The following is a 12,698-nucleotide window of genomic DNA, read 5'->3' on the forward strand; positions in this document are numbered from 1 at the left end:
CGCCGGAGTGATTGAGTCGGGCGCGGTGACGTGTCTGCGTGATGCCGTTTCTTTGCAGCCCAGGCGCTTAACGGCGTGTTGCCGCCTTCATTTCTGTGACGAACTGTGCCAACTCGGTCAGCATATCGGCGGGTTTATCGAGGTTACACTCAATGATTTTGACAATCGCCGAGCCTGAAATTGCCCCCGCAGCGCCAGCGTCCAATGCGGCTTTGACCTGCGTGGGATCGGAAATACCGAATCCCAGTAATGTTGGCGCGGCGTGATATTCCTCAAGCTTATTCACCAAATGATGCAGTGGTTGCTGCGCCCGGTTTTCTGTACCGGTGACACCCGCACGCGAGAGCAGATAAGTATAACCGCGCCCGTGCGAGGAAATTTCCCGGAGTAAATCGTCGTCGGCGTTCGGCGGGCAGATAAAAATGGGTGCAATACCGTGGCGCATTGCCGCCATGCGGAAAGGGGCCGACTCTTCAAACGGCACATCGGCGATCAATACCGAATCGACACCCACTTCGGCACAGCGCTGATAAAAACTATCAATCCCTTTATGGAACACCAGGTTGGCGTACATCAACAGCCCAATCGGGATCTCGGGGTACTTTTGCCGAATTTCGGCCAACAGCTCAAAACACTGTGTCGGTGTCACGCCAGCGGCAAAGGCGCGCAAAGCCGCATTCTGAATTGTCGGGCCATCGGCCAAAGGATCGGAAAAAGGAATACCCAATTCAAGGGCATCGGCACCGGCGGCAATTAAAGTATCAATAATCGCCAGTGACTGGGTTGGTGATGGATCACCAAGCTGGACAAAGGGGACAAACGCACCTTCTTTACGAGCGTCGAGTTGTTTAAACAGTTGTTGATAGCGTTCCATCAAATTTCTCCCCGCGCAGCCAAAATATCGTGAACAGTGAATATATCTTTATCACCTCGCCCAGAGAGGTTAACCACCAGAATTTGTTCTTTCTCCGGCGCTTGTTTAATCATTTTCAAGGCATAGGCCAAGGCGTGGGATGATTCCAGTGCCGGAATAATCCCTTCTTTACGCGATAACAACTGGAAAGCATCTAGCGCTTCGTCATCGGTGACGGAAACATATTCTGCCCGACCAATGCTGTTCAGGTAAGCGTGCTGTGGCCCAACCGACGGGAAATCCAAACCGGCGGAGATCGAATAGGATTCTTCAATCTGACCTTCTGCGGTTTGCATCATCGGCGATTTCATACCGAAGTAGATACCCACACGGCCATGTTTCAGCGGTGCGCCGTGCTGCCCGGTTTCAATGCCCAGACCGGCGGGTTCAACGCCGATCAGACCGACATTCTCTTCATCAATAAAATCGGCAAACATACCGATAGCGTTGGAGCCGCCGCCAATACAGGCCAATACGGCATCGGGTAAACGACCTTCTTTGGCCAAAATCTGCGCTTTGGTTTCTTCACCAATCATGCGCTGGAATTCGCGGACAATGGTTGGATACGGGTGCGGACCCGCAGCCGTGCCCAGCATATAATGAGCGGTTTCGTAGCTGCCGGACCAATCGCGTAAAGCCTCATTACAGGCATCTTTCAGCGTTGAAGAACCGCTGTGTACCGGAATGACTTCTGCGCCCATCAGCCGCATACGGAACACGTTAGGAGATTGACGTTCAATATCTTTAGCGCCCATATAAATACGGCATTTCAGGCCGAGCAGAGCACAGGCCAGTGCCGAAGCCACGCCGTGTTGACCGGCACCGGTTTCGGCGATGATTTCGGTCTTGCCCATCCGTTTCGCCAACAGTGCTTGCCCCAGCACCTGATTGGTTTTGTGCGCGCCGCCATGCAGCAGATCTTCACGTTTTAGATACAGCTTGGTGCGAGTGCCTTCGGTCAGATTCTGACACAGGGTCAGCGCGGTAGGGCGACCGGCATAGTTTTTGAGCAAATCCTGGAACTGCGCTTGAAATTCGGGATCCATTTGGGCGCTGACAAAGGCTTCTTCCAGTTGTACCAGTGCAGGCATCAAAATCTGCGGCACATACATACCGCCGAACTCGCCAAAGTAAGGGTTAAGTTTGGTCATTATCCTGTCCGTTATTCGTGGGTTTATCGGGTTCACCAATAGCAAAGCTATTCTGATTAATACGCGCGTAGCCTGTGGAATACGGCGGCGATCTTGTGCGGATCTTTGATGCCCGCCGCCGCCGCGACTTCCACGCCGGAATTAAAATCCAACCCCGCGCAGCCGAGTGCCGCCGCCTCGGCGCAATTGTCACTGTTCAGGCCACCGGCCAGCAGTACATTACCCAACGCTTGACCGCGCAACAGCGACCAGTCAAAGGTTTGACCGCTGCCGCCAGCCGCGTTATCCAGCACATAACGATCCACATTATCGATATGACGAGCAGGCACAGTGTGGCTGACACTCAGCGCTTTCCAAATCTGGCAGCTTGCTGGCAGTAAGTCGCGTAACTGTCGGATATAAGCCGGATCTTCGTTACCGTGTAACTGAACCGCTGCCAGAGACAAGGCTTCTGCGCTTTGCTGTACGTTTTCCAGTGTGGCATCGCTGAATACACCGACATACTTCAATGGCGCGGCGCTGATCACCGCTCGAGCCTGAACCCTATCGATATAACGCGGCGAACTACCGACAAAAATCAAACCGCCATAGACGGCGCCCGCACGGTAAGCGGCGACGGCATCCTGTGGTCGAGTGAGTCCGCAGACCTTGTTTTCACCCAGCAATACCCGGCGCACCGCCGCATCGAGGTTTGGCTCGGACATCAAGGCGCTGCCTATCAAAAAGCCGTGGGCAAATTGGCGCAGTTCGCGCACCTGTTGGTAACTATTAATACCTGACTCGCTGATCACGATGACGTCAGCGGGCAAACGAGGAGCCAGTTGTTTGGTGCGATTGAGGTCGATAGACAGATCGCGTAAATCGCGATTATTGATGCCAACCACTTTGGCTTTCAGCTTAATGGCTCGTTCCAGCTCTTCTTCGTTACTGGCCTCGGTCAACACGCCCATATTCAGGCTGTGGGCGAGGGCGGCCAATTGCAGATAACGTTTATCATCCAGCACCGATAGCATCAGCAATACCGCATCGGCCTGATAAAAACGCGCCAGTTGAATCTGGTACTCGTCAATAATGAAATCTTTGCACAACACCGGTTGTGTCACGGCAGCGCTGACTAATGGCAGGAAATCAAAACTGCCTTGAAAATATTTTTCATCAGTCAGAACCGAAATGGCAGACGCATACTGCTGATAAACGTTGGCAATTTCTGTCGGATTAAAATGGTCACGAATTACCCCTTTGGATGGCGACGCCTTTTTACATTCCAGGATAAATACACTGTTATCACGGCGCAAAGCCTGATAAAAACTACGCTCACTTGGCGTCACCTCATGCTGGAAACTGGCCAGCGGCTGCTGTAATTTGCGGGCGACAAGCCAGATTTCCTTATCGCGTACAATGTTGTGGAGTACCGTTTCCTGCATTATTTATCCCCTTGCCGCCAGAGCAGTGACTCGTTCAAAAGCCTGCCCACTATGAATCATGTCCAATGCCTGTTGAGTGTTGTGCCGTAAGTCTTCTTGTCCATGCAATTTCAACAACATCGCCACGTTGACAGCCACTGCCGCCGCGTGTGCAGCCTCACCGTTACCTTGTAACAACCGAGCTAAAATGTCACGATTTTCTTCCGGCGAACCGCCCTGTAACGAGGCTAGCGGATAGCGGCGGATACCAAAATCTTCCGGTGTCAATGAGTAGGTTTCAACCACGCCATTGTTCAATTCTGCCACCTGAGTGGGGGCATGAATGGCCACTTCATCCATACCACCGCCATGAACCACCGCCGCCCGTTGATAACCCAATACTCGCAAGGTTTCCGCTATGGGCAACACCAACTCTGGGCTGTAAACACCGATCAGCGCCAGAGGCGGGCGAGCCGGATTAATCAATGGACCCAACACGTTAAACAGTGTGCGGGTTTTGAGTTGTTGCCGAACCGACATCGCGTGGCGAAAACCGCTGTGATACTGCGGCGCAAACAAGAAGCACACGCCCAGATCATCCAGCGCCTTACGTGATGTTTCCGCCGGTAAATCCAGCCGAATACCAAAGGCCGCCAACAGATCGGAAGAGCCTGAACGACTAGACACACTGCGGTTGCCATGTTTTGCCACTTTGATGCCACAAGCGGCTGCGACAAAAGCACTGGCGGTTGAAATATTAATACTATTGGTGCCGTCGCCACCGGTGCCGACAATATCGGCAAACACATAATCCGGGCGTGGGAATGGCTGTGCATCTGCCAGCAGCGCCTGCGCAGCACCGGCGATTTCAGCTGGTGTTTCGCCACGCACTTTCATACTGATCAACACCGCCGCCAGTTGGCTCGGTTCCATGTCGCCTCGCACGATGGCGGTAAACAACTGCTGGCTTTCCTGCTGAGTCAATGGCTCGGCGCGGAACAGTTTTTCTAATAAATGTTGCATCATAAGTTCCTTGATTCCGCCAACGCCCAGGCCAGGGTTTGTTCCAGTAGTCGCGCACCCTGAGTGGTTAAAATCGATTCTGGATGGAACTGATAACCGCATACTCGGTGCTGATCATGGCGTACCGCCATCACCATCTCGCCAAAGCAGGCATTGACCGTTAGTTCAGCGGGAATATGGCTACCTACCAATGAATGGTAACGAGCGACCGGTAACGGGTTGGGCATTCCGCTAAACATGCCTTGTTGATCGTGATGAATGGATGAGGCTTTACCATGCAGAATTTCCCCCGCCTGACCCACATGTCCGCCATAGGCTTCGACAATAGCCTGATGACCCAAACAGATACCGATAATCGGTAACTGACCACGCAGGCGTTGCAGCAATTCAGGCATACAGCCGGCTTGCGCCGGTGTTCCTGGGCCAGGAGACAACATCAGCACCGGCTGAGTCATTGCTTGCAAGCGCGCGATAATGGTGTCAGCGGCGATGGAGTTACGATAAATCACCACGCGATGACCACTGGCACGCAGTTGATCCACCAGGTTGTAAGTAAAGGAATCAACGTTATCGAGCAGCAGAATATCGGCCATTAGAAAATCTCCTTTGCCTGATGGGCAGTCGCAATCGCCCGCAACACCGCCCGAGCTTTATTGCGGGTTTCATCTGCTTCCGCCTGCGGTACTGAATCCAGCACCACACCAGCCCCCGCCTGAACGGTAGCAATGCCGTCTTCAACGTAGGCTGAACGGATAACAATGCAGGTATCCAAATCGCCGTGAGCGGTCAAGTAACCGACTGCACCGCCATAACTGCCGCGCCGAGAGCCTTCACTCTGGGCGATGAGCTGCATGGCGCGAACTTTGGGTGCACCGCTCAGGGTGCCCATATTCATACAGGCTTGATAAGCGTGCAGTACATCCAGATCGGCGCGCAACTGACCGACGACGCGAGAAACCAAATGCATCACAAAGGAATAACGGTCAACTTTGGTCAGGTCTGCCACATAACGGCTACCGGGCTCACAGATGCGCGCCAAATCGTTGCGCGCCAAATCCACTAACATCAAATGTTCGGCCAGTTCTTTATGATCGGTACGCATCTCCAATTCGATACGGCTATCCAGATCCCGATCCAACTCACCGTTGGCCTGACGACCACGAGGGCGAGTACCCGCAATGGGATAGATTTCAATCTGACGGCTATCGGCATCGTATTTCAGCGCACTCTCAGGCGAGGCACCAAACAGAGCAAATTCGTTGTCCTGCATAAAGAACATATAAGGACTTGGATTATTGTCTTTCAGGGTTTGATAGGCCGCCAAAGGAGAAGGGCAAGGTAACGTGAAGCGGCGAGATGGAACGACCTGAAAAACTTCCCCCGCCCGCACCGCTAGCTGCAAGTCACTGACGACCTGACAATATTCCGCATCAGATTGATTACAACGTAGCGTCATATCCGGTACCGCCAGCGCAGGAATGGGCTGCGGAGGCTGCTGCATTTGTTGCACGATCTGGTGTAAGCGTTGTTGCAAACGCTGATTTTCCTCGGCGTCAGGTTGAAACAGGCTGGCCTGTAACCGAGTCGTGCGGTGCTGGTGGTCCAGAACCAACAGGGTTTCAGCCAAATAGAAACAAAAATCTGGGCAACGCTGGTGTTGTTGCAGCGGCGGCAGGTTTTCAAATCCGGCGACCAAATCATAGGCAAACAAACCGCCTAATAACATGGCATCGGGTTCGTGCGCTGGCGTTTCCACCAGCGTCAGTAACCGACGCAAAGCATCGAAAACTGACAACGCCTGCAAGCGAGAATCTTCGTCCTGCACAGCATTAATGATCGGGAAAGTCAGTTCCCGGCCATCAGGACGAACCTGAATGACAACCTGCGCCGGTAAAACGGCGTCGAGTAACGGCAATAACGTTGCGCCATTACGGGTGAGTGCCTGAATACTGACCTGACGATCTTGTGCCGTTATCCGCAGTGCGCTATCGATGACCAACAGGCTTTTCAGATTTTGTTTACTGGTTATTTCAGCCGACTCCAACAACAGCGTTGCTGGGCGGTCACCACATAACTGATGGAAAAGGGCGGTAGGATCGTCGCGGTAGCAGGCTTCGGCCTTGAGTAGTTGTAAGCTGTGACGCGATCGTTGCATGGTTTTCATCCTGATTCTGTCCATAAAAAAGCCCGCTGGTGAGCGGGCTGAAGCAATCTGCATGGTCTGATGACTGGTATGCGTGATTACACCGCCCGAGAGAGGGAGCTATGCCACCAGCTAAGTAGAGAAGTCAGGTATTTATTCATCATCAGTCTCTTTATCATTACGATTGCGTTCAGTTTATCGGACACCTTGTGAGTTCATCGATTGGTCGATCTGAAACGCGTCGCTGTTCGTGAACTTGTGTACTAGTAAACTAGTTCTCGGGAGTGCTGTCAACCCCTGAATGTTGTTTTTTAACCCACTTTTTTCATCCTTCACTTTTAACGGAATAAGATTGGTTAACATCATCAGTGACTAAACGGTTATGATAGTCAGCCCAGCATATTTCGGACTGTAGCTTTGACTGACACTACCACTGAACCGACCGCTTTCACTCTGTATGATCTCCACAGCCATACCACCGCCTCTGATGGGTTATTGACCCCGACGCAATTGGTGGTGCGTGCCGCATCCATGCGGGTCGGGGTGTTGGCGATAACTGACCATGACACCACTGGCGGATTAGCCGAAGCGGCGCAAGCAATAAAAGAGCAACATCTGCCCTTGCGACTGATTAACGGGGTTGAAGTGTCGACGCTGTGGGAAAACCACGAAATTCATATTGTAGGTCTGGGCATTGATATCACTCATCCGGCGATATGCGATTTATTACGCCAGCAATCGGAACACCGCCATCAGCGCGCGCTGGAAATTGGCATCCGATTGGAGAAAGCCCGCGTTCCCGAAGCCTGGCAAGGTGCGAACCGTCTTGCCAGTGGCGGGCAGGTTACCCGAGGCCACTTTGCCCGCTATTTGGTGGAGTTAGGATTGGCCTCCAACGTGGGTCAGGTATTTAAAAAATATCTGGCCAAAGGGAAGACCGGTTACGTTCCGGCTCAGTGGTGTACAATAAAGCAAGCAATTGATGCCATTCATCAATCGGGTGGGCAGGCGGTGATGGCTCATCCTAGTCGCTATGATTTATCGACCAAATGGCTAAAACGGCTGTTGGCACATTTTGCCGAACACGCGGGAGACGCAATGGAAGTTGCCCAGTGTCAGCAGGCTCCCCATGAACGGGCGCAGCTTGCTCAATACGCGCGCGACTATCATTTACTTGCATCCCAGGGGTCAGATTTTCATCAGCCTTGTTCCTGGATTGAACTGGGCCGCAAACTGTGGTTGCCCGCTGGGGTGGAACCGGTTTGGCGTGATTGGCCGCAAGAAGCCAGCCAGACTGCAGACATATTGAAAGATGAGGTAGAGTCATGAGTCAATTTTTTTATATTCACCCAGAAAATCCTCAGTCGCGGTTAATCAACCAGAGTGTGGATGTATTGCGTAAAGGCGGGGTGATTGTTTATCCAACGGATTCTGGCTACGCGCTGGGTTGCCGTCTGGAAGAAAAAGCCGCAATGGAGCGTATTTGTCGTATCCGCCAGTTGGATGGAAACCATAATTTTACGCTGGTATGTCGAGATTTATCGGAGTTATCAACTTATGCCCACGTTGATAACAGTGCATTTCGCCTTATCAAGAATAACACGCCCGGTAATTACACTTTTATTTTGAAAGCGACCAAAGAAGTGCCTCGGCGCTTGATGAATGACAAGCGTAAAACCATTGGGCTGCGAGTGCCGTCTAACCCGATTGCCCTGGCATTATTAGACGTATTGGGCGAGCCGTTGATGTCGACCACGCTGATGTTACCAGGAAATGATTTTGCCGAGTCAGATCCCGAAGAGATCCGCGATCATTTGGGCAAACAAGTTGATTTGGTTATCCACGGTGGCTCCCTCGGCCAGCAGCCCACCACGGTCATCGATTTGACTGAATCTTCACCGGAAGTTATCCGCGAAGGGGTTGGCGACGCCCGACCTTTCCGTTAATTACTCCTGCAACCGCCATGTATTTATTAGCATCATTGAACAGAAAATTAGTGTAAAATGACCGACCACGGACTAGCCTGTTTCACCGCCTATTAGGCACATTTTTTGACATGCTTGGTTCTAAAATGTATTAAAATCATTTGGTTATGAGATTTTTTACATAAACGATTGATAAAAATATATAACACGACGCCTGTGAAGGCGACATTAGAGGTTGCTCAATGAGCGAGAAGTTACAGAAAGTTCTGGCGCGTGCCGGTCATGGTTCACGCCGTGAAATTGAAGCTATTATCCAACAGGGCCGCGTCAGCGTTGACGGTAAAGTGGCCACGTTGGGCGATCGCGTTGACGTGACGCCATCGACCAAAATTCGCCTGGATGGCCGCATTCTGCCGATTACCGAATCGGAAGAAGCGGTATGCCGGGTATTAGCCTATTACAAACCTGAAGGTGAGCTATGTACCCGTAGCGATCCAGATGGTCGTCCGACGGTATTTGACCGCCTGCCTAAACTGCGTGGTTCACGTTGGGTCGCGGTAGGTCGTTTGGACGTCAATACCTCGGGTTTATTACTGTTCACCACCGATGGTGAACTGGCTAATCGCCTGATGCACCCCAGCCGTGAAGTTGAACGTGAATATGCGGTGCGCGTATTCGGCCAGATTGATGACGAAAAAATCAAACTATTAAGCCGTGGTGTACAACTGGAAGACGGGCCTGCGGCTTTCCGCACTATCAGTTTCCAGGGCGGTGAAGGTTTGAACCAATGGTATAACGTCACTCTGACCGAAGGGCGTAACCGCGAAGTTCGTCGTTTGTGGGAAGCGGTTGGTGTGCAAGTCAGCCGGTTGATCCGCGTACGTTACGGTGATATCAATCTGCCGAAAGGCCTGCCTCGCGGCGGCTGGACTGAGCTGGATTTGAAAGCGACCAACTACCTGCGTGAATTGGTTGAGCTGGATGTAGAAACCGTCAGCAAACTGCCGGTTGAAAAAGATCGTCGTCGGGTGAAAGCCAACCAGATTCGTCGTGCGGTTAAACGTCACACCGAAGTGGCTGGACGTCAGCAAACCGCAGGGCGTCAAGGTTCAGCTCGCAAAAGTTCTACCCGCCAGAATACCGGTAACACGGCGTCTTCTGGCGCTCCGGTTTCAGGTCGCCGCCGCGCGCCCGCTAAACGCGGATAAAAAAGCGGTTAATCTGATTGCCGCAGACCGAGTGCTGCGGCAAATTTTCTCTCCGAATACCTGCTCGCCTTCCTCAATCTGCGCATCCTCTTTCCTTCGAACGTTGCCGATGGCTACCAATCAATGCCTTGCTGTGCTTTGATTCCGCTATCGAAAGCATGTTTGACCGGACGCAATTCACTCACGGTATCCGCCAGCGCCAGCAAATCCCGATGACAGCCGCGACCGGTAATGATAACCGTCTGATGTTCAGGACGAGCGTTCAGAGCAGCAATCACTTCTTCTGGCGTTAAATAGCAGTAACTCACCATATAAGTCAGCTCGTCCATGACCACTAAATCCAGCCCTGGGTCGGCCAACATCCGCAATCCATGCTGCCAAACCTCCTGACAGGCAGCGGTATCTGTGGCCTTATTTTGCGTATCCCAGGTGAAACCGGTGGCCATTACCTGAAATTCGACGCCGTGTGGTTCCAGCAAATTCCGCTCACCGTTTGGCCACTCACCTTTAATAAACTGGATCACACCAGCATGCTTACCGTGACCTACGGCGCGCGTGACGGTACCAAACGCCGCCGTAGTTTTACCTTTACCATTACCGGTCATCACAATCAGAATACCGCGTGTTTCCTGCGCTGCGGCAATGCGGGAGTCTACTTTTTCTTTCAGTCGTTGCTGTCGCTGTTGGTGACGATCGTCGGACATAAAATACTCCTGATGAATTATTCGGCCTGACCGGGTTTACGTCCCGGTTGAGCATCGAAGCTGATTCCCGTTTTTCGCCGGCTATCATCACCCATTAAATAGAGATACAGCGGCATGATATCTGCCGGTGTTTTCAGCTTGGACGGGTCTTCATTCGGAAATGCAGATGATCGCATCTTAGTCCGAGTTCCACCCGGATTGATGCAATTTACCCGCAAGTGAGTGTTTTTATACTCTTCAGCTAACACTTGCATCATACCTTCAGTAGCAAACTTGGATACTGCGTAAGCGCCCCAACCGGCGCGTCCCTGTCGGCCGACAAAATACCAGCGAGGAAGCCGTGGATTTCAGTAACAGCGGCAACAACGCCTGCGTGAGCATAAAAGTGGCATTGACGTTAACCTGCATCACATCCTGCCAAATAGAAATAGGCTGTTCAGCCATCGGAGCGACTTCACCGAGCAACCCGGCATTATGTAATACACCGTCCAAATGGGCGCTGATCGGTGCAATTTTATCGACCAGTTGCTGACAATCCGCTGGCGTAGCATGCAATAAATCCAGCGCTAAAATCGTGGCGGGCAATCCACCCGCCTGGGCAATTTCCTGCCGAACCGATTCCAGTTTACTTGCCGTGCGGCCAACCAGAATCAGACGAGCGCCGTAACGGGCATAGGTGAGTGCTGCTTCACGGCCAATGCCATCACCGGCACCCGTTACCAGAATAATACGTTGGGTCAATAGGTCATGTTTGGGTTGGTAATGCATCATAATTCCTCTTACCTTTGGCGTTTTTCTGCGGTTAATTGGGCGAGATAATCGCGGGAGCAGGCTCAACCGACGCATTATCTCGCGTGAATAGGCTTCGCAGCAGAAAACGAAGAAGGATATATGCCTGAAATAAAATGTATTTTCAACGAGCATACTTCTGAAAGTGATTTTCTGTATCACTAAACAGAAATGCGTTTGTTTCCTCTTTCTGTTGTTTAATGGTATCCGTTCTCATATTGAAAGGAAACCAACGCAATTTTTCATTAGCGCAAGACGGCAGCGCAGGGGTTCGCTAGAATGTGGAGATTCTGTTTAATAACCCATGAAGAAAGGCGGCAAGTGTGGAGTTGATTTCACTGTATGGGCTATTTTTAGCCAAAGTTATGACTGTGGTTGTGGCCATTGGCGCGCTAGTTTTGCTGGTGGTCAGTCTTGGTCAACGTAAATCAGGCGCTCGGGGTGAACTAAAGTTGGCCGATCTCGGTGAGCAATATCGTGACACCCAGCGGGAAATGCGTCTGGCGCGGATGGCTCCGGCTGAACAGAAAATCTGGAGTAAAGAGTTCAGAAAACAGCAAAAATCCGATGTGAAATTGAAAAAACAACGCGCCAAAGCCGGGGCTATCGCGGCGGTGAAACCTTGCCTGTATGTACTTGATTTTAAAGGTAGCATCGATGCACATGAAGTCACTTCACTACGGGAAGAGATCTCGGCAGTGCTGGCAGTCGCCACGCCACAGGATGAAGTGTTGCTACGGCTGGAAAGCCCAGGTGGTGTGGTGCATGGCTACGGTTTGGCTGCATCACAACTGGAGCGTTTGCGTCATGCGGGCGTGCGTTTGACTGTCGCCGTAGATAAAGTCGCCGCCAGCGGCGGCTATATGATGGCCTGCGTTGCGGATCGCATTGTCTCAGCGCCGTTTGCCATCATCGGTTCTATCGGCGTGGTGGCACAAATTCCAAACTTCCATCGACTATTGAAAAAGAATGATATCGATCTCGAGCTACACACAGCGGGTGAATTCAAACGTACCCTGACTTTATTTGGTGAGAATACCGAGCAAGGCCGGGAGAAATTCCGCGAAGATTTGAATGAAACCCATAAACTATTCAAGCAGTTTGTTAAACAACAGCGTCCATCGCTGGACATTGATGCGGTAGCGACGGGCGAGCATTGGTTTGGTACTCAGGCCAAGGAAAAAGGTCTGGTGGATGCAATTGGAACCAGCGATGATTTATTGATCGCTGAAATGGAAAATCACGAGGTTATTAGTGTTCGCTATTCTCGACGTAAACGGCTAATGGATCGTTTTACCGGTAGTGCGGCTGAAAGCATTGACCGCTTGTTATTGCGCTGGTGGCAGCGCGGTGAAAAGCCTTTGCTGTAATATTACTGGCTATTATTTACTGTCATCTTATTGGCTATTAATAGAAGAAAGCAGGGGGCTGATGCCCCC

The 12,698-nt window shown here is 51.7% G+C and carries 11 protein-coding genes, 1 pseudogene and 1 other annotated feature; of the genes and pseudogenes, 4 read left to right on the forward strand and 8 right to left on the reverse strand.

Annotation, left to right across the window (positions count from 1 at the left end):
- Positions 1–67: 67 nt before the first annotated feature.
- The 6 genes from trpA to DJ39_RS11115 are packed head-to-tail and all read right to left on the reverse strand — an operon-like array spanning position 68 to position 6,645.
- Positions 68–874: a tryptophan synthase subunit alpha gene (trpA, locus tag DJ39_RS11090; RefSeq protein WP_038242543.1), complete on the reverse strand. Its 807-nt coding sequence runs from the start codon at positions 872–874 to the stop codon at positions 68–70.
- Positions 874–2,067, reverse strand: coding sequence for a tryptophan synthase subunit beta (gene trpB, locus DJ39_RS11095; RefSeq protein ID WP_170854659.1), 1,194 nt, complete (start codon positions 2,065–2,067; stop codon positions 874–876). Before trpB ends, trpA begins: the two co-directional genes overlap by 1 nt.
- Before the next feature lie 53 nt (positions 2,068–2,120).
- Positions 2,121–3,488, reverse strand: a complete 1,368-nt coding sequence (gene trpCF / locus DJ39_RS11100) for a bifunctional indole-3-glycerol-phosphate synthase TrpC/phosphoribosylanthranilate isomerase TrpF (RefSeq protein WP_004719970.1) — start codon at positions 3,486–3,488, stop codon at positions 2,121–2,123.
- A 3-nt stretch (positions 3,489–3,491) separates the two neighbouring features.
- Positions 3,492–4,490, reverse strand: coding sequence for an anthranilate phosphoribosyltransferase (trpD, locus tag DJ39_RS11105; RefSeq protein ID WP_004719983.1), 999 nt, complete (start codon positions 4,488–4,490; stop codon positions 3,492–3,494).
- Positions 4,490–5,083, reverse strand: a complete 594-nt coding sequence (locus tag DJ39_RS11110) for a glutamine amidotransferase-related protein (RefSeq protein ID WP_038242545.1) — start codon at positions 5,081–5,083, stop codon at positions 4,490–4,492. Before DJ39_RS11110 ends, trpD begins: the two co-directional genes overlap by 1 nt.
- Positions 5,083–6,645 carry an anthranilate synthase component 1 gene (locus DJ39_RS11115; RefSeq protein ID WP_038242547.1) on the reverse strand — a complete coding sequence of 521 codons (1,563 nt, stop codon included), beginning with the start codon at positions 6,643–6,645 and terminating at the stop codon, positions 5,083–5,085. Before DJ39_RS11115 ends, DJ39_RS11110 begins: the two co-directional genes overlap by 1 nt.
- 22 nt (positions 6,646–6,667) lie before the next feature.
- Positions 6,668–6,770 (reverse strand) — a sequence feature (Trp leader region).
- Positions 6,771–7,032: 262 nt separating this feature from the next.
- On the opposite strand from DJ39_RS11115, the gene rnm reads away from it, so the two are divergent.
- The 3 genes from rnm to rluB all read left to right on the forward strand — a co-directional run bounded on the left by rnm (position 7,033) and on the right by rluB (position 9,766).
- Positions 7,033–7,962, forward strand: a complete 930-nt coding sequence (gene rnm / locus DJ39_RS11120; RefSeq protein ID WP_038251357.1) for an RNase RNM — start codon at positions 7,033–7,035, stop codon at positions 7,960–7,962.
- Positions 7,959–8,579 carry an L-threonylcarbamoyladenylate synthase gene (locus DJ39_RS11125; RefSeq protein WP_038242551.1) on the forward strand — a complete coding sequence of 207 codons (621 nt, stop codon included), beginning with the start codon at positions 7,959–7,961 and terminating at the stop codon, positions 8,577–8,579. Before rnm ends, DJ39_RS11125 begins: the two co-directional genes overlap by 4 nt.
- 221 nt (positions 8,580–8,800) lie before the next feature.
- The gene (gene rluB / locus DJ39_RS11130; RefSeq protein ID WP_004719988.1) at positions 8,801–9,766 is read left to right on the forward strand and encodes a 23S rRNA pseudouridine(2605) synthase RluB; all 966 of its coding nucleotides are present in this window, start codon (positions 8,801–8,803) and stop codon (positions 9,764–9,766) included.
- A 113-nt stretch (positions 9,767–9,879) separates the two neighbouring features.
- Here rluB and cobO read toward each other — a convergent pair whose 3' ends face one another.
- A complete protein-coding gene (cobO, locus tag DJ39_RS11135) occupies positions 9,880–10,470 on the reverse strand; it encodes a cob(I)yrinic acid a,c-diamide adenosyltransferase (RefSeq protein WP_004719990.1) in 591 nt (196 codons plus the stop codon).
- A 17-nt stretch (positions 10,471–10,487) separates the two neighbouring features.
- Positions 10,488–11,238 (reverse strand): annotated as a pseudogene (locus tag DJ39_RS11140) (YciK family oxidoreductase).
- A 344-nt stretch (positions 11,239–11,582) separates the two neighbouring features.
- On the opposite strand from DJ39_RS11140, the gene sohB reads away from it, so the two are divergent.
- Positions 11,583–12,629, forward strand: coding sequence for a protease SohB (gene sohB / locus DJ39_RS11145; RefSeq protein WP_004719996.1), 1,047 nt, complete (start codon positions 11,583–11,585; stop codon positions 12,627–12,629).
- The last annotated feature ends 69 nt before the right edge of the window (positions 12,630–12,698 follow it).

It is taken from the genome of Yersinia ruckeri ATCC 29473 (assembly GCF_000754815.1).
Classification (GTDB): domain Bacteria; phylum Pseudomonadota; class Gammaproteobacteria; order Enterobacterales; family Enterobacteriaceae; genus Yersinia; species Yersinia ruckeri.